The sequence below is a fragment of the Sphingomonas sp. BL-S-28 genome (genome assembly GCF_055521515.1).
On sequence record NZ_CM145484.1, the window covers coordinates 3,937,505 to 3,957,385 of the forward strand.

Below are 19,881 nucleotides of genomic sequence, written 5' to 3' on the forward strand. Positions count from 1 at the left end.
CCACGATGCCGCACTGCAGCAAAGTGTCAAGCGACGGTTGTGTGACGGCGCTTAACCGATCAGCGTCTGGCGGAAGCGGGCAAGCCGCGAAACCGCCTCATCCAGCACATCTGCGGGCTTGGTGAAGCAGAAACGCACCAGATGTTCGGGTGCTTCCTCACCCTGATAGAGTGCCGCCACCGGCACGCTCGCCACGCCGGCCTCGGTCACCGCGCGCTCGCTGAATTCGCGGTCGCACAATGAAATGCCTGAGGCCGCGAGATCGACATTGAGGAACCACGTGGCCGCATTGGGCAGCACGGTGAACCCGGCCTCGGTCAGGCCCGCCTTCAGCCGCTGGCGCGCGGCGGCCCATGTAGCGCGCTGCTCGTCCAGCACCGCGTCGGGCAGCGACAGCCCCTCCGCCACCGCCCATTGCAGCGGTACGGCGGTGGCATACGTCAGGAACTGGTGCGCGCGCGAGATCGCCGTCGCCAGATGGCCAGCCGCGATCATCCAGCCGATCTTCCAGCCGGTGAGCCCGAAGATCTTGCCCGCCGAACCGATCTTCACCATCCGTTCGGCCATGCCGGGAAAACTCATCAGCGAACGGTGCGGCACCCCGTCGAAGCGTACATCCTCCCAGACTTCGTCGCAGATCGCGATCAGGTCATGCTCCACGCAGGCCTTCGCGATCATCGCCAGTTCCTCGTGACTGGCGACCGTGCCCGCCGGATTGAGCGGATCGTTCAGCATCAGCACGCGCGGCTTTACCGGTGCCGGATCGGGCAGTCCTGAACGCGCCAACAGCGTGGACCGCTCCTGCAAAGCCGCCTCCAGCGCCTCGGCCGGGTAGCGGAAATCGGGCGGCGAGAGCGGGATCGAAACCGCGATGCCGCCGGCGCGGCGCACCAGCGGCGCATAGGCATCGTAGGCGGGCTGGAACAGGATCACTTCGTCCCCCGGCTTCACGAAAGCGAAGACGGCAGCGGCCAGTGCTTCCGTGGCGCCGGACGTGACCGTCACCTGCTCCGGCGCAAGTTCAAGCCCCTGCCGCCGCGCGTAATAGCCGCAGATCGCCTCACGCAATTCGATCAGGCCCGCGCCGGGCGGATACTGGTTCGACTTTTCATGCAAGGCCCGGCTTGCGGCCTCGATCAGCGCGGGCGGCGGCGGACCATCGGGGAAGCCCTGCCCCAGATTGATCGCGCCATGCTCGCGCGCCAGTGCCGACATGCGATCGAACACCGTGCGCTCCATTTCCGCATAGACCGGGTGGATACGGCCAGCTGTCTTCATTCCCGGTACGGCTCCTTATGCGCCCATGGACAAGCCCGGCGCCGGTGTTTCGTGATCTGCATGGGCCGATGCGCTCGCTGTCGAGAAGCGCGCCCTCTCCCCTCCTACCTCGGACAAACCACAAGGGAGAGCAAGAGACGTGTCCTACGAGCTGAACCGCAAGCTCGCCGCGCCGCGCGGGCCCCTGCCGACCACGGCCGCAATCGACCCAGTAACGGGCGACATCATTCGCGGCGCTTTCGAAACGGTCTGTTTCGAGGCTGCGACTTATCTTGGCCGTGCCGCCTCCAGCCCGATCATCAACCAGTCGAACGAACGCAACGCCGCCATCGTCGATGCCCACGGCCGCCTTGCCATGGGCGCGGTGGGCACCCCGCACCTGACTTTCGTGAACCAGATGGAAACGCGCTGGGGGCTGATGAACCAGGACCGTTATGACTGGGGGCCGGGCGATGTCTTCCTGGGCAACGATCCCGATCACGGCGGCGGCCACCTGCCGGATTACTGCATCTACGGCCCTGTCTATGACGACAAGGGCGAGCTGATCTGCATCCAGACACTGCAGGCGCATCAGGGCGACACTGGCGGCAAGGACCCCGGCGGCTTCTCGCTCGACGCCACCGACGTCTTTACCGAGGGCGTGATCTACCCCTGCCTCAAGCTCGTCCACCGGGGCGAACTGCGCCGCGACGTGTTCGACACGGTGGTGCGCAACAACCGTTTCGCCACATTCGCGGGCGACATCGCAGCGATGATCGGCGGCGTGCAGCATGCGGTGCGGATGCTGGACGACCTGATCGGCAAGTGGGGCGGGGAGACCATCAAGGCGGCAATCAACCACTCGATCGAACACACCGAACGCCGCGTGCGCGAGGAAGTGGCGAAATGGCCCGATGGCCGGCACGAGGCGACCGTCTGGATCGACCACGACACGGCCGGGACCAAGGACATCAAGGTCCAGGTCGCCTGCACCATCGCCGGAGACCAGCTGACCGTCGACCTTGAGGGCACCGACGACCGGCAGAACCTTGTCGGCGTGTGGAACACTTTCGCCAATTCGCGCAGCTACGTGATGTGCCAGGTGGTCGCGGCGATGGACCCGACGATCGTGAAGAACGAAGGCTTCTTCAACGCGGTCGATATCCTGATCCCCGAAGGCTGCATCGCCCAGCCGCCGCCGAACAAGCCCGCCGCGCTGGGATCGTTCCACCCGGCTTGCGAGATTACCGAGGCGGTCTGCATCGCGCTGTCCAATGTGGCGCCCGAACGGTCTCAGCCGCAGCTCTACAAGATCGGCATGCCCAACATGGTCGTCGGCTTCGACGAGGCCGGCATGATGTGGATGGATCAGGGCGTCGACTGCCGGTCGATGGACGTTTCGGCGGTGGAAGGGTTGGATGGCTGGGGCTCCTGCCCTTCCGCGCTGGGCAGCCTGATCCTCTCCGAAGCGGAGGATGCGGAAAGCCGCTTCCCGATCCTCAATATCAGCCGCGAGATGACCACCGATGGCGGCGGCGCCGGCCGGTGGCGCGGGTGCCCCGGCTCGCTCAACGTCAAGCAAGTGCTGCGGCCGACTTCGGCGATGGCCTGGATGGTCTCGGCCGACCACCCCTTGCGCGGGCTGCGCGGCGGGGACGATGCGACCCCCTATACCAACCGCTTCGAGGTCGGCTCCCCCAACGAGCGCGCCATTCTCCACACCGCGCAGGATCTGCTGCCGGAGGGGGCGGTGATCGCCTACCAGCACGGCGGCGGCGCCGGGTTCGGCCGCCCGCTCCAGCGCGATCCGGAGGCGGTGAAGGAGGATGTGCTGGACGAGTACGTCAGCCCGGAGGCGGCGCGGGCGAAGTACGGCGTGGTGCTGACCGGCAGCCTTGGCGACTATTCGCTGGCGGTGGATCACGCCGCGACCGAGGCGCTCAGGGCCGAAATGGCGAGCATGGCCGAGGCGGCGGAATAGCAAGACAGTTCGCGATCCTCCCCCACCGGGGGAGGTGGCGGCCCAAGGGGCCGACGGAGGGGGCGCGCAAGAACACAACGCCGCGCCAATCCCCCTCCACCGCCTGCGGCGGTCCCCCTCCCCCGCTGGGGGAGGATCTGGAGAGTGAGAAAACCTGAATGACGTACCGAGTAGGCATCGACATCGGCGGCACCTTCACCGACTTCGCGCTCCTGAAAGGGGACGAAGTGGTGCTCCACAAGAACCTTTCCACCCCGGAGGACCGCTCGCTGGGGGTGATGGAGGGCCTGGGCAAGCTGGCCGAGAAGGAAGGCCTGCCCCTCACCGAATTCCTCGGCCGCTGCGAGGCGATCGTCCACGGCACCACCGTCGCCGACAACACCCTGATCGAGATGAACGGCGCCCTCACCGGCCTGATCACCACCGAGGGGTTCCGCGACGAGATCGAATATCGCCGCGGCTACAAGGAAGATATCTGGGACGTCCGCCTCGAAGCGCCGCAGCAGATCACCCCGCGCCGCCGCCGCCTGACAGTACCCGAACGCGTCCTGCACGACGGATCGGTCCACAAGGAGCTGGACGAAGCGGCGCTGCGCGAAGCCTGCCGCAAGCTGCGGCTGCAGAACGTGGAGGCGGTGGCGATCTCGTTCCTGTTCTCCTTCGTCAATCCGGAGCATGAGCGCCGCGCCAAGGAGATCGTGCGGCAGGAAATCCAGAACGCCTACGTTTCCGCCAGCCACGAAGTGCTGCCCCGCGCGCCGGAGTACGACCGCACCTCGACCACGGTGGTCAACGCCTATGTCGGCCCGCGCGTCACCGGCTATCTCGAACGGCTGGTGCAGCGGCTTGGCGAGGGTGGATACCGCAATCAGTTGATGGTCATGCAGGCCTCCGGCGGGGTGATGACCAAGGACTATATCGACGGCGCGCCGATCCGCGTGCTCGCCTCCGGACCGGCGGGCGGTGTGGTCGGATCGGCCCATGCGGGGCGCGCGAAGGGCTGCCCGAACCTGCTCTGCGTCGACATGGGCGGCACCAGCTACGACATGGCGCTGGTGTTGAACGGAGAGGCCCCGGCCGAGGCGGGCTGGAACATGCATCACCGCTATCTCGTCGGCGTGCCGATGGTGAAAGTAGAGACGCTGGGCGCGGGCGGCGGCTCGATCTGCCACGTCAACAAGGGCGCGCTGGAAGTCGGCCCGCGCTCGGCAGGGTCCGAGCCCGGCCCGATCTGCTACGGACGCGGCGGCACCGACCCGACCGTGACCGATGCGCTGGTCATGCTGGGCATCCTCTCCACCGAGGAAGGCTTCGCCGGCGGCAGCTTCCGCCTGACCCGCAACGGTGTGGAGGAAGCCTTCCGCCAGATCGCCAACGAACTCGGCCACGAGGATGCGGAACGCGCCGCCTTCGACTGCTGGCGCGTGGTCAATGCCCATATGAGCCAAGGCGTGCGCCGCACCACGGCGGGCAAGGGCATCGATCCCAAGGACCTCGTCATGCTGGCCTATGGCGGCAACGGCCCCGCTTTCGCGGCGATTCAGGCCGAAGACCTTGGCATCCGCCGCGTGCTGGTGCCCAAGGCATCGCCCACATTCTCGGCACTGGGCACTTTGGTGGCCAATCCGACCATTGACGAGGAACGCTCCTACATCGCCTCCGCCTCGGCGCTGGATGTGACACGCATTCGCAAGCTCTGGACCGAACTGTCGGACCGCGCGGCGCGCTTCTTCACCGCCGCGCAGTTCCGCGCGGAGGACATCCGCGCCGATTACCGGCTCAACATGCGCTATCCGGGGCAGAACTTCTCGCTCTCGTTCGATTTCGCCGCCGATACCCCGCTGGGCGACCTCGGCTTCATCGACGAAGCCTTTGCCGCACGCGCCATCGAACTGTTCAACGCCCGCCACATGACCGAATACGGCCACATCCGCGAGCATGAGGTTCCCGAAATCTCGGGCGTCCGACTCGCCGCCCATGTCGAGACGCCCTCACCCGCGGCCGGCGGAGACTTCGCCCCCAGCGGCGTCATACCGCAGCCGAACCGCCACCGCCGCGCCAATCTGGGTCAGGGCTTCGCCGATGTGCCGGTCTATCGCGGCGCGGACCTTGCGCCCGGGATGGAAGTGGCCGCGCCCGCGATCATCGAGGAGACCCTCACCACCATCGTCGTCTATCCCGGATGGGTGGCCCAGATCGATACGGCCGGAGACTATCAGTTGGTAAGATAACACACATGGGAACTTGCGCGCCGGATCGCGCGTCTCTGCTTTCGAGACGCCCGGCCCGGACGCACCTGCCGGACGCGATCTCGCCGCACCATGCGTAGCGAGCGACAAACAAGACGTGATCCGACTGGCCCCTCTTTCCATCCGCTTCATCGAACGCCTGCCGCTGATTCCCGAGCGTCCGCTGCTCGGCTATGCGATCTCGCTCTGCCTCTGCCTTGTCGCGCTGGGACTGCGGTGGGAACTGGACGATGCCTTTCCGCCGGGATACCCGTTCCTCAGTTTCTTCCCGGCGGTGACGCTGTCCTCGTTCCTGTTCGGACCGCGCCCAGGCATTCTGACGGCGGTGGTCTGCGGGGCCTTCGCCTGGTTCTTCTTCATTCCCCCGCGCTTCGGTGTTTCACTGGACGGACGCACGCTGGTGGCCATGGCTTTCTACTGCGCCGTGGTCACGGTGGATATCGCGCTCGTCCACCTGATGCAGCGCGCCAATGCCCGCCTGTCCGACACGCGCGAGAAAGTGCGCGTGCTGGCCGAGGAACGCGGCCAGTTGGCGGATCGCTCCGAAGTGCTGTTTCAGGAATTGCAGCACCGTGTGGGCAACAATCTACAAATGATCGCGGCCGTGCTGTCGCTGCAATTGCGCGGGCTTGAGGAACCGGTCGCCCGCCGCGCGATCAGCGATGCGGCCAAGCGGCTACATGTGATCGGCCGCATCCAGCGCCGGCTCTACCATACCGATGGCGCGCTGGTGACGCTCGATTCGTTCATCTCCGAACTGACGCGCAATGTCATGGAGACGAGCGGCCGCGACGGCATCGCCACCGTCGTCGTGGCCGAGCCGGGCCTGATCCTGCGGCCCGAAGCCTCCGTGCCGGTGGCACTGATCCTGAACGAGGCGATTGCGAACGCGCTTGAGCACGGACTGGGCCAACGCGAGCGGGGCACCATTCGCGTCGGCCTGCGTCGCACCGGCGAAAGCATCGCGCTGAGCGTGGAGGATGACGGTGCCGGGCTGCCGCCGGGCTTTGTCGCAATCGAAGGTGATTCGGTGGGGCTTAGCATCTCGCGCGCGTTGGCCCGCCAGATCGGCGCGGAATATGCGCTGGAATCGGTGACCCTCGCCAGCCCGGCAAACGCTCCGAAATCGGCCGCCGAAACCCTCGCCCAAGGTGCTAGAATGACGCTGACTCTCCCGCCCTGTCGCGCGGCTGCGCAGGCTTGAATGGCAATCAAACGCGAAATGCTCGCAGCGAAGTGCGGTTTCGATTACAGTGACTGCATTCCGCACGCTTGCGATTCAACCGCCCGATCTTACATTGACGGGCGAAAGGACGGTTTCAACAGACGATGAACGACGACCAGCCTAGCGGCAATCCCTGGGTCAAGAGCCTGCTCGTATGGGGCGGCATCTTTGTCGCCCTCCTTCTGGTTGTGTCGATGTTCAACACCCGCGCCGAAAGCGGGCCGAACATCGCCTATTCCGACTTCCGTGCAAAAGTTGCCGAAGGCAGCGTGCAGACGGTGGAAATCGGCAAAGACCGCATCGACGGCAAGCTGAAGAACGGCGATTCGTTCACCACCGTCCCGGTGCCGAACGACACCACGCTGACCCAGCTTCTGCAGGACCATGACGTGCGCTACGCCGGCGCGAGCCAGGAAGAAGGCTCCGTGCTGGTCTATATCCTGGCGCAGACCCTGCCTTTCCTGCTGATCGTCGGCATCGCCTTCTTCGCGCTGCGCCAGGTCCAGAAGGGCGGCGGTTCGGGCGCGATGGGCTTTGGCAAGTCCAAGGCCAAGCTGCTGACCGAACGTTCGGGGCGCGTCACGTTCGATGACGTTGCCGGCATCGATGAAGCGCGTGAGGAGCTGGAGGAAATCGTCGAGTTCCTGCGCGATCCCACCCGTTTCTCCAAGCTGGGCGGCCAGATTCCGAAGGGCGCGCTGCTGGTCGGCTCGCCGGGTACCGGCAAGACCCTGCTCGCCCGCGCCATCGCCGGTGAGGCGGGCGTGCCGTTCTTCACGATCTCCGGCTCGGACTTCGTCGAGATGTTCGTGGGCGTGGGTGCAAGCCGCGTGCGCGACATGTTCGAACAGGCCAAGAAGAACGCGCCCTGCATCGTCTTCATCGACGAAATCGACGCGGTCGGCCGCCATCGCGGCCACGGCCTCGGCAATTCGAACGACGAGCGCGAGCAGACGCTGAACCAGCTGCTGGTCGAAATGGACGGCTTCGAGGCGAACGAAGGCATCATCATCATCGCGGCGACCAACCGCCCCGACGTGCTGGACCCCGCGCTGCTGCGTCCCGGCCGCTTCGACCGTCAGGTCGTGGTGCCTGTGCCGGATATCGAGGGCCGCGAAAAGATCCTCGCCGTGCACATGAAGAAGGTGCCGCTGGCGCCGGACGTGAACCCGCGCGTGATCGCACGCGGCACGCCGGGCTTCTCGGGCGCGGATCTTGCCAACCTCGTCAACGAAGCCGCCCTGCTCGCCGCGCGCCGCAACAAGCGCCTGGTCGCCATGCAGGAGTTCGAGGACGCCAAGGACAAGGTGATGATGGGCGCGGAACGCCGCTCCATGGTCATGACCGACGACGAGAAGAAGATGACCGCCTATCACGAGGCCGGCCATGCCATCGTCTCGCTGCACGAGGCCGCTTCGGACCCGATCCACAAGGCCACCATCATCCCGCGCGGCCGCGCGCTGGGCATGGTGATGCGCCTGCCGGAACGCGACAGCTACTCGTACCACCGCGACAAGATGCTGGCGAACCTCTCGGTCGCCATGGGTGGCCGCGTGGCCGAGGAACTGATCTTCGGCTACGACAAGGTCTCCTCGGGCGCCTCGTCTGACATCCAGTATGCCACCGGTCTGGCCCGCAACATGGTCACCAAGTGGGGCATGTCGGACAAGCTGGGTCCGCTGCAGTACGAAGAGCAGCAGGAAGGCTACCTGGGCATGGGCGGATCGCATCGCCTGATGGCCTCTGACGAGACCAACAAGGTGATCGACAGCGAAATCCGCGGTCTGGTGGACGATGCCCACGCCCGCGCGACCACGCTGCTTCGGGACAATGCCGAGCAGCTCGAAGCGCTGGCACAGGCGCTGCTGGAATACGAAACGCTCTCGGGCGAGGAGATCAACCAGCTGCTGTCCGACGGCAAGATCGACCGGCCGAGCGAACCGCGCGGAACCGGCACGCCGCGTCCGATGACGGGATCGTCGATCCCCAAGGCCGGCCGCCGCTACTCCGGCAGCGCGACGCCCCAGGGCGCCTGACGAGGCTTTCGAAAAGACTTCCGAAACAAGGCTTCCCCTCGGGGAAGAATGCAGGAAAGGGCGAGGACGGCGGTGTCCTCGCCCTTTTTTGTTGTCTTGGTTGGGCGGAGGGCTGGCTCACGTAGGGTGAGAAGAATGAGATGGACTCCTCCGTCACTATCTCGTCGCCCCCCGCGTAGGCGGCGGCCCCGCTTCCTTCTGCAACCTGTCGTACGGCCGCAAGAAAAGCGGGATCCCCGCCTGCGCGGGGATGACGAAGGGGTGTGTTGTAAGGTTGCGCCTCAGGTTCCGCGCTTAGGTTGTGCAGCGAGCCGTGTGGCACGCGGCACGCACAAATCGCACCTCCGCCGCAAGCCGGAGCCGTCCGACTGACGACCCCTCACCCAGCAGATTTGCCTTACGCCCCGCTCTGCGCGGTCAGTGCCACGAAGAACAACAGCAGCGCGGTGGAGGCGAAGAACACCAGCAGCGCGGTCCGCCACAGCGCCGCGCGGCGCGCCAGACCGTAAGTGCCCTTAAGCTGCGCATACATGTGGAACGGCGGCACGAAGAACAGCAGTCCCTCCAGCGAAGAGGCGCCGATCGCCCCCAGCAGCATCCCGGCAATCGCCAGCAGCGTCATGAAACACAGCGAATAGGTGACGAACACGGTGTGATCGTAAAGATGAAACCGCCGGCTGAACGGAAACAGCAGCCAGAGGAATGGCACCGAGATCGGAATGAGCGTCCAGCTGTATTTGTACGCATAGTTCTGCATCTTGTAGGCCGCGAAATCCGGATCGTCCCGGAACTTGGCCACGGCCTTCTGCAGCGGCTTGAACTCGCTCAACTGCTCGTCGCTGGTGTTTTCGGCGATGGCGTCATGCGTATCGCGCAGCACTTCCTGCGCGTTTTCCTTGTTCTCGATCTGCTTGTCGATCCGGTCGGTATCCTTACCGGCATCTGCCAACTGCTTGCGGCGCGCCTTCAGGTCGGCGATCAGCTTGTCGTTGCCGGCGATGGCCGCAGCCAGTTCCTTGGGATTGGTCACCGCCCGGGCGCCCTTCACGCTTTCGTCGTGCGTTGCGTGGAACACAGCGAACATCAGGAAGACGCAGAACAGGAAAAGCGCGATCGGCGAGACGAAGCTGGCGCGCTTGCCGTCGATATATTCGCGCGTCAGGGCGCCGGGGTGGCGGACCAGCATCGGCAGCGTGCGCCAGATCTTGCCCTCGAAATGGAAGACGCCGTGCAGCAGATCGTGAAAGAATGCGCCCAGCGTGCGGTGAACATGCGCCGCCTGCCCGCAGGAATGGCAGTGCGATCCGATCAGCTTGGTGCCGCAGTTCAGGCAGGCCGTCTCATGCGTGTGGCCGTCCTCAGCCTCCCCCGCGTAGGGCTCGGCCGCGCGCGCCGCCATCGCACCTTGCCCGATTTCTGCCAGACTTTCAGTTAGTTCGCTCACCATTTCCCCCTGTTGCCCGAACGAAACCGGGCGGGGGAACTTAACCTGTCACGCGGTGGGTGAACAGCCATTGCGCGCGGCAGGCGAAAGTCGCGCCGATCGCCCGCGGAAAGGCCTCAATTGCGCTTCTCTGCCAGCTTGGCCTCGATCGCTCGCCACAGCATCGCGAAGGCCTGCGCCGCCGGACTGGTGGGGGCGATCGCGCCCACCGGGCGGTGCTGCACCGCGCATTGTTCGACCACGCTGGCATAAGGCACCGCCGGCCAGTCCGGCTGTGCCTCGCGCACTTGCCGGTGCAGCGCGCGGCGCATGTCGAGCATGGAGAGCACGGGCAGGATCGGCGGGTGACGCTTGGTGGTTCCCGCAATCTCGCGCACCACCAGTTCCAGCGCCCGCGCCGACAGCGGCGAGGGCGGCAGCGGCACGATGATGAGGTCCGCCGCGCGGGCGACTTGCGCCGAAAGCTCATTCAGCACCGGCGGGCAATCGAGTACGATGCGCGGATAGTCCGCCGAAAGCTCCTCCGCCAGCCTGGCAAGCCGCTTGCGCTTGCCGATGCGCGTCAATTGCGCGTCGAGCGCGCGGATGCTCTCATCGGCGGGCAGCACGTCCACCAGCGGATCGCGAGTCGTCTGGATCAGCTTGGTGGCCGGGCGATCCTTGGTGAAAACTTCCTCCGCAAGGCGCGACCCTTTCGGCTCAAGCCCATAGAGAAAGCCTGAACCGCCGGCGGCGTCGAGATCCCAGAGCAAGGTGCGGTGGGCGGTCGACTGCGCCGAACACCAGGCAAGATTGGCGGCAAAGGTGGTTTTCCCCACCCCGCCCTTGACGCTGTAGATGGCGATCGTGGCGCTGCGCGCAGCCTCGGAAGGCGCCTCGGCTTTTTCCGATGCCCCTCCCCCGGACGCGACAACGGGCCGTACCCTTTTCAGGGCCGACCCGCCGCTCCCGGCTATGCGGGGCAATCTGTGCTTTCCTGCAACCACCTGACGATGGTTGCCCGCGATCCCTCCGTAGTCAAGCCATCAGGGCTGATACGGAGCGATCGCAAGGAAGACATCAACCGTCGTAATCGCCGCCGATCGAGGTGTTGCGCGTCGGTGCCGAAGCGGTGATGCGCAGAGCCTCTGCCGACTGGCTGAGCGAGCCGACATCGTCCATCGCATCGTCGTCGTCGGGCAGCACGCGCTGCATCGAGGTGACGAGCGATTCCTTCAGCTCGGTGGGCTTGACGTTCTGTTCGGCGATTTCGCGCAGGGCGACGACCGGATTCTTGTCGCGGTCACGCTCAAGCGTGAGTTCGGCGCCGCCCGAAATCTCGCGCGCACGCTGCGCGGCGAGCAGGACGAGATCGAACCGGTTGGGGATCTTGTCGACACAGTCTTCGACAGTAACGCGCGCCATGGGCACTCCGTGAAAAATTCGCTGGATCGGTAAACTCCGCCCGATAAGCGGCGGGGCGCGCAGAGTCAAGGAAACTGCGCATTCCCTCTATCCAAACCGCCCCCTATCCGAAAGGCCGCAGCGTCAGCTTCAGGAACACCTGCCGGCCCGGATCGAGCACGCAGGATACTTCGTCGATCCCCGCTGGCCCCGCCGCGTTGGTCGGGCTGCCGGTCACTTGTCCGCCCAGGATCTGGCCGTTCTGGAAATTGCCGTTGGTGCAATAGCCGGCGCGGATCACGTTGGTGAGGTTGTTGGCGATCAGCGAGACTTCCCAGCGGTCGTCCGCGCCCTTCAGCGTCAGATAGGCATTGAGCTTGGCGTAGGAGCCCTGAATGTAATCCTCACGCGGGCCGATCGTGGCGTGATAGCTGGACGAATACTGCACCGAACTGCCCAGCGCGAACCGCGTGGTGCTGCTGACCGGCAGCTCGTAATCGGCCCCTGCCGAAAACTGCCATTCGGGCGCCCGCTCCAGCGGCTCGCCCGATGCGCTTTGCCCGGTGTAGAGCCCGGTCGAAGGATCGAGCAGCTGGTTGCAGCCCGCCGCATAGGTCTGTCCGCCATAGCACGGCACGCCGTCCAGACTGATGAAGCTGGCCTTGTTCCAGTTGACTGCGGCGGTCAGCGACAGGTCTTCCACTTGCGGCGGATGCCATGTCGTATCGAAATCGACGCCATAGACCTTGGACGATCCCGCATTCATCGTCCGCACCACCGGAATGCCGTTCAGCGCCGGCACATTGGTGCCCACCTGCAACCCCTTGTAGCGGTAATAGTAGAAGGCCGCGTTGGCGGTGAGCGAACGGTCGGCCGTGCGCGCCTTCAAGCCCAGTTCGCCGCCGCGCACACGCTCGTCGCCAAAGGAGTTGTCGACGCCGGCCACCGCCGGGGTGGTGATCGAGTAGGAGCCGGACTTGTAGCCCTGCTTCAGCGCGCCGAACACGGTGAAGTCATCGCTGGGCGTCCATGTCACCGTCAGTTCGGGCGAGATGTTTTTGGACGAGATCTTCGGCGTCGGCAGGTCGATATCGACGTATTCGCCCAAGGCATTGCGCGAGACCGCGTCGTCGCGCCGCTGCTCGCTGGTCCAGCGCGCGCCCAGCGCCAGTTCCAGCGTCTTCACCGGGTTCCAGCGGACTTGCCCGAACAGCGATGTCGATTCGATCCGCATATCGTGCGTGCCGGCCGAGAGCACCGCCGGGATCGGAATGAAGATGCCATAGGCGCCCACGTAGAGCAGTTGGCTGGTATTGCCGCCGACGAACACGTCGTTGGTCACTTTGCCGTTCTGGTAATAGCCGCCCAGCAGGAAATTGACCGGGCTGTCGCGCCAGTCCGATTCCAGACGCAGCTCCTCGGTCACGTCGCGGCGCTTGAAATGATTGTCGGCGAATAGCGCCGGGCCGGCCGCGCTGGTGCCGGTGCCGTTGATCGCGGCATCGGTGGTGTTGTGGTAATACGTCGTGGTGGACGTCAGGCTGAGGTCGGTCGCCGGCCGCCAGGTCATGTCCAGCACGCCGAAGTTCTGGACGATGTTGGTGAAGGGCTCTCCGTTATTGCGCAGCCCCGGCGTGCCATCGCGGCGCAAGCCGGTGAAGGCGGCCGGGTCCATCGACACGAAGTAGACGTTCCGGCTCTGCTTGCAGCTGACCAGAAAGGGATAGCCGATGCTGGTGGGGCTCACCACCGGGGCGATCCCGTCCGGGCAGGAGACGCTTTGCGTGGTGGCGGGATTGTCGCTGTGGTCCTTGGTGAAGTTCACCTTCAACCGGGCCTTGAAGCTGGGATCCGGCTCCCACACGGCAGTGCCGCGAATGATGTAGTTCTCATTGCCGCCGGTGCGCGGCTGGCGCGGATCCACCGCGCCGGTGCCGGGATAGGCCACTGCCCGATTGCGAAACCAGCCATCGGAATCGGACCATGTGCCGGCAAGCCGCAGCCCCAGTGTGTCGGTCACCGGGCCGGAGACGATCAGTTCCCCGCGCATCTCACGCGCCTCGAATTCATAACTGGTGCGGGTGATCAGTTCGAACGTCCGCCCCGGATCGGCGGTGGTCAGCGCAATCACGCCGCCGGGGCTGTTCTTGCCGAAGAACAGCGCCTGCGGGCCCTTCAGCACTTCCGCCTGTGCCAGATCGAACAGCCCGCTGCGGAACGACAGGCCCTGACTGAACTGCTGCCCGTCGATATTGAGCGAGACCGACTGGTCGATACCGGCGTCGAGCGCGCTGGTGCCGACGCCACGCAGCGAAATCTGCGAGCCGACCGAAAGGACCGAATTGCCGAGCACAAGCCCGGGAATGCGGCTGGTCACTCCCTGGATCGAGGTGATCTGCTGTTGCTGCAGCGCTTCACCGCTCAGCACGCTTTCCACCACCGGCACGCGCAGGATCGATTCCTGCCGCTTGCGGGCGGTGACGATAATCTCTCCGGTCTTGGGCTGCGCTGCGTCCTCAGGCGCCGGCGCCTCAGCCTCCTGCGCCAACACCACTTCCGGCGCGAAAACGAGCGCGGCAGCAAGGCACAAGGCTGCTTTCCTGCTGAGCATGAACCGATCCTCCCCTCGAACGTCTTTTTCCTGCACGGTCGCTTTTCGCGGCCGCGTGCGTTTCGAACGGGACTGTCGGGCAATCGCTGAGGCGCGATCAATCCGTTTGAGGCAAGTCTTGCCGGCTCGGCAAGCCGATGTGCCGCAGGGAACAAGGCAGGCCACATCGGCCTTGGTCTAATTGCGATAACCCGCTTGCCCGATACGGAAAACGCCCCGGCACCTTGCGGCACCGGGGCGTGAAATGGCCCGTCAGACGGGAGACACTCAGGGCTTGCGCTGCGCCCCGGTGGCGTCACGCGTTGCGCGGAATTCGCTGTCCTGCGACCAGTTCGGCCAGACGTGGCTGTCGGCCAGACGCGCGCCGGTATTGTAGAGCAGCGTCAGATCGCTGGTCCAACCGCTGGTATCCCAGCTGGGATCGTATTCGTCGGCAGGCTGGTGGTACTTGTCGCGGGTATAGGCGTCGGACAGTTCCTTGCCGCGCGCATCGCCGCCATCGACCAGCTCGCGCCCCGGGCTGAACGAGATCGCCGGAACGCCGCGCTTCGCCATCGAGAAGTGGTCCGAACGGTAGAAGCTGCCTGCCTCCGGACGGGCGTCGGGCGTGTAGTGGCGGCCCAGCTTCTGGCCTTCTTCGGTCAGCACGGTCAGCAGATCCAGCTTGGCCGCGCCGGAGATGCTGAAGTTGGTGGTCTTGGAGATCGAGAGCGGACCGTCCATGTTGATCACGCCGGCGGTGGTCGCCAGCGAACGCAGCGGATTGTCGGCATAGTATTCGGAGCCGAGCAGGCCCTTCTCTTCCGCCGTCACCGCCAGGAACAGCACGGTGCGCTCAGGCTTCGGCCCCTTGGCGAAAGCGCGCGCCAGTTCGAGCAGCGCCGCCGTACCCGAAGCGTTGTCGCGCGCGCCGTTGTAGATGCGGTCGCCCTTGGCATCCGGTGCACCGACGCCAAGGTGATCCCAGTGCGCGGAGTAGATCACGGTCTCGTTCGGATACTTCGAACCGGGCACGATTCCGGCGACGTTGTGCGAAGTGATGACCTGCGACTTCACCGCATAGTCGGCGCTCATCGTCGCCTTCAGCGGAATGGGCTGGAAATCCTTCTTCCGCGCGGCAGCCTTGGCTGCTTCGAAATCGATGCCGGACGCCTTCAGTAGCTGCGCGGCAAGGTCCTTCTGGATCCAGCCTTCCATCTGCGTGTGCGCCGACTTGGGATCGGCGCGGACGATGTCGAACATGGTGTTGGTGTTGGAGTTCTTGACCGTGGCCCAGCCATAGGAGGCGGGCTCGCTCTCGTGTACCACCAGCACGCCCGCCGCCCCCTGGCGCGCGGCTTCCTCGTACTTGTAGGTCCAGCGGCCGTAGTAGGTCATCAGCTTGCCGCCGAAGTCGCCTTCACCGCCCTCGAAGTCGGGGTCGTTGATGAGCACGACCATGATCTTGCCCTTGAGATCAACGCCCTTGAAGTCGTCCCAACCACGCTCGGGCGCCTTCACGCCATAGCCGACGAAGACCAGCGGCAGGTCCTTGAAGTTGACGGTCGACTGGCCGTTCTCAGCCGCGCGCACGGCGATCTCGTTGCCCTGCGAAAGCGGCGTCGCAGTTCCGCCGATGCTCATCGAGAGCGACGGGGTTCCCACGATGTCCGACTGCAGCAGCGGCACGTTCTGGAACCAGGTTCCCTTGTCGCCGGCCGGCTTGAGGCCGGCGGCCTTCATCTGCGCGGCGATGTAGTCGATGGTCTTCACTTCAGCGCGGGTGGCAGGGCCGCGGCCTTCGAAAGCATCGCTGGAGAGCGTCTTGATGTCGTTGGACACGCGCGCCACGTCGAAGCTGGGCGCGGACGGCGCGGCCGCGATGGCAATGGCCGAGGCCGAGCACAGACCGCCAAGCGCGATCAGGCGCAGAGACGAAGAACGAAGGGTGCGGGTGATCATCGATACTCCTTGGCCCAAAGGCCGCCAGACATGCAGGGTCATCGGATCAGGACGATCCGCTGACCGCGATGATGCCCATCTGGAAGGAGTTGTCGATAGTATACGACATAATTTCGACAGGCACGTGGTATGTACGTGTGCCGTGTGCACAAAACCGCGGTTTTGGGATGGGTTTTGAGGGTGAGGTGCGTGCCGCAGGAAAGCATCGCCCCACCCCGCTTATCCGCACTGTGCATCTGCTACTGCCCCCTTCACCGACCTACCAACAAGCCGGTGAGGGGGCAGATTATCGCAGCTTTCAAAGGGCGGTTGCGAGCATGAAATGGTGATAGGGGTTGAAGGCCAGAAGGTTATCGATGGTTTCGGCTTCGCGCGCGAATACGCCCAGTTCGCGAACACGGCCGGTGCCGATGGTCGTGCGCAGGCGGCGATAGGCATTGAAGCCCGTATGTCGCCTCATGAAGTCGATTTCGCGTTCGGCATCAGAGCCGGATTCCCAAAACACGAAGTGCGACACGTGACTATCGATCTTCTTGGCGATCTTCACTGCCGTGTCCCCCTTATCGAGGAAGTGGTATAGGACAGTAAGCATGATCGCAACTTCGAATACCTGGTCGCCCAAATCGACGTTTTCTGCCGTATCCTGCCGATAATCACACCGCGTGTTGAAAAGTTCGTTGAGGATTGAAGCGGTGGTGAAATGGCAATCCTGCGGTTCCACACCGACAACATGCGCGCCCATACGGCTGAAATGACGCGAAAAATATCCGGCGTTGCAGCCGATATCCAGTACGCTCGCCGGCCGGATATAGCCTAGCGTGTCGGCTATGCAGCTGAGGCGGTTCGGGAAGAAATTGTCCCGATAAGCGAAGGGGACATGGAATTGCGGATGCTCGATAGGAGCATAGGGCTGGGTATAGCCAATCTGTTCGACATGCTTGCGCACACGCTCGCCGATGGCCGGCTCGAACAACGCCGAGAAGGATGAACGCGACATGCGGACATTGGCCCAACGTTCGCGACGCGCGATCAGATAGCAGGTGCGATGATGGCCATCCCGCAGAATGAAGCGGCCGGTCGACGCATCGTATTCACCTTCAAGGGCGAAGGCAGCGTCTTCAATGCCATTTTCCGCATAACGTGCATTGAGATGATTGAAATAGTCGTAGCGCTGGGAAATCTGCTGCGTCGCACTGCACGGCAGCGCGATGCCCATCGTGTGATGGATGGTGTTCCACCAATTCTCGTAATAACCGACATCAAGCTGCGAAGGATCGAAGAAGCCTTCGAAAAGCCGGATGTGGGACCGCAGGCTCATGATGGGCAGGCCGTCGGTGATATTGTGCTGCTGATGCCACAGCGGCGGACGCTCGGCATAGGCATTCGGGCCGTGAATAAAGTCGTTACTTTCGCAGAACAACATTTCAATCGGCACACGACAAATATACTTATCGCCATCGATGCGGTAGGACTGAGACATTGTTTTTCCCTATAAACTCACGACCGCGATTGAATGCGACGTTAGAGGCGGTCAGCGGCACATTTTTTGGAAAGAGTGACGCTTACACCCGATATTCATAATCACGATTACGGAAATCTGTGCTTTGTCAGGACAGTTCAGGCCTGAATGATAGGCTCGGGACTTACCTCAACGCCGATACAGCCTGCGGGGGTGCCGCAATGTCGCAATCCGCCCGATGGCTCATGGAATGAGCCGTCGTTTCGATTATCGGCTCAAGCATGGCGGAGCTTTGGAAATTCATCTCTGACAACCTCATCAATGGGCGCGCATTGAGGGCCCGGCGAAGTGCCTGCGCACCGCTCGCGTGTTCGCTTGCTTCTGCATTTATAGAGGGGTGGAGAGGTAATTGGACCGCGCCGACAGAAGCCGGCCTTGTCCGCGATCGCCTCTGGATGACGTCGCAAGGCAGAGCTTCAGGTCCGGGCTGCATTTTTCATCATCTCGCACCAGACGCCCAACCTTCGTGAGCGTGCGAGTGATCACGCCGCGGCGGTCCTGAATTTCCAGGAAGGCGCAGATGCATTGGCTTCGGAAGACGGGCGAAGGCGGTTCGGCCATTATGGCGATTTGCCATATGCGATCGTGTCCCGGGAGGTGGTGTAGCTGAGGGTTGAGGTGGTCACCGTGATTTTCGGATAGGTTTGGGTTGCGAAACTCGAACCTGACGGAAGGAATCACGATGACCGATCCGATGATGCACCTGCGTTCGCTGGTAGAGAAGACCCCGGACGCGGATATTCTACGCGAGATGATCTCGTTTGCCGCCGAGCGGCTGATGGAGATGGAAGTCGGCAACCTGACTGGCGCTGGCTACGGCGAGAAGTCTCCCGACCGGCTTGTTCAGCGCAACGGGCACCGCGAGCGCGACTGGCAGACGCGGGCCGGCACTGTCGAGCTGCGGATCCCAAAGTTGCGCAAAGGCAGCTACTTTCCCGTTTTCCTCGAACCACGTCGGATGGCGGAGCGGGCGCTGACTGCGGTGATCCAGGAGGCCTACATCCAGGGCATTTCCACCCGCTCAGTGGACGATCTGGTCAAAGCGCTTGGCATGGACGGCATCTCCAAGAGCCAAGTGAGCCGCCTATGTGAGGAGCTCGACGAGCGCGTGCATACCTTCCTGGACCGCCCGATCGAAGGGGATTGGCCGTACCTTTGGATCGACGCAACCTACGTGAAGGTTCGGCAGAATGGGCGGATCGTCTCGGTGGCGGTGATCGTCGCGGTAGGCGTGAACAGCGACGGTCGCCGCGAAGTGCTGGGCATGGACATCGGCGCCTCGGAAGCCGAGCCTTTCTGGACCGCCTTCCTGCGCAAGTTGACGCGCCGAGGACTGCGCGGCGTCAAGCTGGTCATCTCCGACGCGCACGAAGGCATCAAGGCAGCCGTCTCCAAACTGCTCTGTGCCACGTGGCAGCGCTGCCGGGTTCACTTCATGCGCAATGCGCTGGCTCATGCCGGTAAAAGCGGCCGCAGGGTTGTCTCCGCCTTCATCGCCACCGCCTTCGCTCAGGAAACACCCGAGGCCGCCAGCCAGCAATGGCGTGCCGTGGCCGATCAGGTGCGACCCAAACTGCCCAAACTGGCAAACCTGATGGATGAAGCCGAACCCGATGTGCTGGCCTACATGACCTTCCCGCGCGAGCATCGCGCCAAATTACACAGCACAAACCCCATCGAGCGCCTCAACGGCGAAATCAAACGCCGCACGGATGTCGTCGGCATCTTCCCCAATGAGGCTGCCATCACCCGACTCATCGGCGCTATCCTCATGGAACAGTCAGACGAATGGGCCGTCCAGCGTGCCCGCTATATGACCCTTGAAACCATGGCGCCGGTCAGCGACAATCCAATCACCATGCTCTCAGCAGTCCCAGGAGCATGAACGGCCCAGACGGATGCCGAAATGCGCGGCGCCTCGGCTTCAGCTACACCACGCCCCGGGACACAGTCCCATATGCTGATGCTCCCGATGTCCTGGGAGCCTGAGGTACGCGTACACACGTGTACCGTGAGACAGTCGCGGCCCCACGAAGACCTTCGCGCGGGCAGGACTTTGAGAGCGCAAGCGATTGAGCGAATCCGCGACCTGATCGCAGCCGTGGTCCTACACGTCAGAAGGCCAGGATCTTTTGATGCAGCGGCGCGCCTGCGTTGGAAATGGAGTCGTGGGCTTGTGCGGGAATCAAAAACGCCCCGGAAGCGCGGGCTTCTGAGGCGTTGCAATTTGCTATG

Annotated in this window: 12 protein-coding genes; 5 read left to right on the plus strand and 7 right to left on the minus strand. The window is 64.1% G+C overall.

Translation table 11 applies throughout. The annotated features are described in order from the left end of the window. Window positions 1–51 precede the first annotated feature (51 nt). Window positions 52–1,278, minus strand: a complete 1,227-nt coding sequence (locus tag ACZ1JC_RS27010) for an aminotransferase (RefSeq protein ID WP_465137234.1) — start codon at window positions 1,276–1,278, stop codon at window positions 52–54. A 139-nt stretch (window positions 1,279–1,417) separates the two neighbouring features. Between ACZ1JC_RS27010 and ACZ1JC_RS27015 the strand changes: the two genes are divergently transcribed. From ACZ1JC_RS27015 to ftsH, 4 genes are all read left to right on the plus strand, one after another. After that, window positions 1,418–3,238: a hydantoinase B/oxoprolinase family protein gene (locus ACZ1JC_RS27015; protein ID WP_465137233.1), complete on the plus strand. Its 1,821-nt coding sequence runs from the start codon at window positions 1,418–1,420 to the stop codon at window positions 3,236–3,238. Between the two features lie 158 nt (window positions 3,239–3,396). Next, window positions 3,397–5,469, plus strand: a complete 2,073-nt coding sequence (locus tag ACZ1JC_RS27020) for a hydantoinase/oxoprolinase family protein (protein WP_465137232.1) — start codon at window positions 3,397–3,399, stop codon at window positions 5,467–5,469. Window positions 5,470–5,584: 115 nt separating this feature from the next. After that, entirely contained in the window at window positions 5,585–6,691 is a 1,107-nt protein-coding gene (locus ACZ1JC_RS27025) for a sensor histidine kinase (protein WP_465137231.1), read from the plus strand. Window positions 6,692–6,816: 125 nt separating this feature from the next. After that, window positions 6,817–8,748 (plus strand): ATP-dependent zinc metalloprotease FtsH, encoded by a 1,932-nt coding sequence (gene ftsH / locus ACZ1JC_RS27030; RefSeq protein ID WP_465137230.1) that lies wholly within the window; start codon window positions 6,817–6,819, stop codon window positions 8,746–8,748. Window positions 8,749–9,145: 397 nt separating this feature from the next. On the opposite strand, the gene ACZ1JC_RS27035 is transcribed toward ftsH, so the two are convergent. The 6 genes from ACZ1JC_RS27035 to ACZ1JC_RS27060 all read right to left on the minus strand — a co-directional run bounded on the left by ACZ1JC_RS27035 (window position 9,146) and on the right by ACZ1JC_RS27060 (window position 17,607). Then, window positions 9,146–10,147, minus strand: coding sequence for a DUF3667 domain-containing protein (locus ACZ1JC_RS27035; RefSeq protein WP_465169082.1), 1,002 nt, complete (start codon window positions 10,145–10,147; stop codon window positions 9,146–9,148). 161 nt (window positions 10,148–10,308) lie between these two features. After that, window positions 10,309–11,037 carry a ParA family protein gene (locus ACZ1JC_RS27040; RefSeq protein ID WP_465138477.1) on the minus strand — a complete coding sequence of 243 codons (729 nt, stop codon included), beginning with the start codon at window positions 11,035–11,037 and terminating at the stop codon, window positions 10,309–10,311. A 214-nt stretch (window positions 11,038–11,251) separates the two neighbouring features. Continuing rightward, complete coding sequence (gene rpoZ, locus ACZ1JC_RS27045; protein ID WP_465137228.1) at window positions 11,252–11,596, minus strand: DNA-directed RNA polymerase subunit omega; 345 nt, start codon at window positions 11,594–11,596, stop codon at window positions 11,252–11,254. A gap of 103 nt (window positions 11,597–11,699) precedes the next feature. Further along, window positions 11,700–14,186 carry a TonB-dependent receptor gene (locus ACZ1JC_RS27050; protein ID WP_465137227.1) on the minus strand — a complete coding sequence of 829 codons (2,487 nt, stop codon included), beginning with the start codon at window positions 14,184–14,186 and terminating at the stop codon, window positions 11,700–11,702. 267 nt (window positions 14,187–14,453) lie between these two features. After that, window positions 14,454–16,127 carry a M28 family metallopeptidase gene (locus ACZ1JC_RS27055; RefSeq protein ID WP_465137226.1) on the minus strand — a complete coding sequence of 558 codons (1,674 nt, stop codon included), beginning with the start codon at window positions 16,125–16,127 and terminating at the stop codon, window positions 14,454–14,456. Window positions 16,128–16,425: 298 nt separating this feature from the next. Beyond that, entirely contained in the window at window positions 16,426–17,607 is a 1,182-nt protein-coding gene (locus tag ACZ1JC_RS27060) for a class I SAM-dependent methyltransferase (RefSeq protein WP_465137225.1), read from the minus strand. Window positions 17,608–18,328: 721 nt separating this feature from the next. Between ACZ1JC_RS27060 and ACZ1JC_RS27065 the strand changes: the two genes are divergently transcribed. Beyond that, window positions 18,329–19,531 (plus strand): IS256 family transposase, encoded by a 1,203-nt coding sequence (locus ACZ1JC_RS27065; protein WP_465135341.1) that lies wholly within the window; start codon window positions 18,329–18,331, stop codon window positions 19,529–19,531. Window positions 19,532–19,881 lie beyond the last annotated feature (350 nt).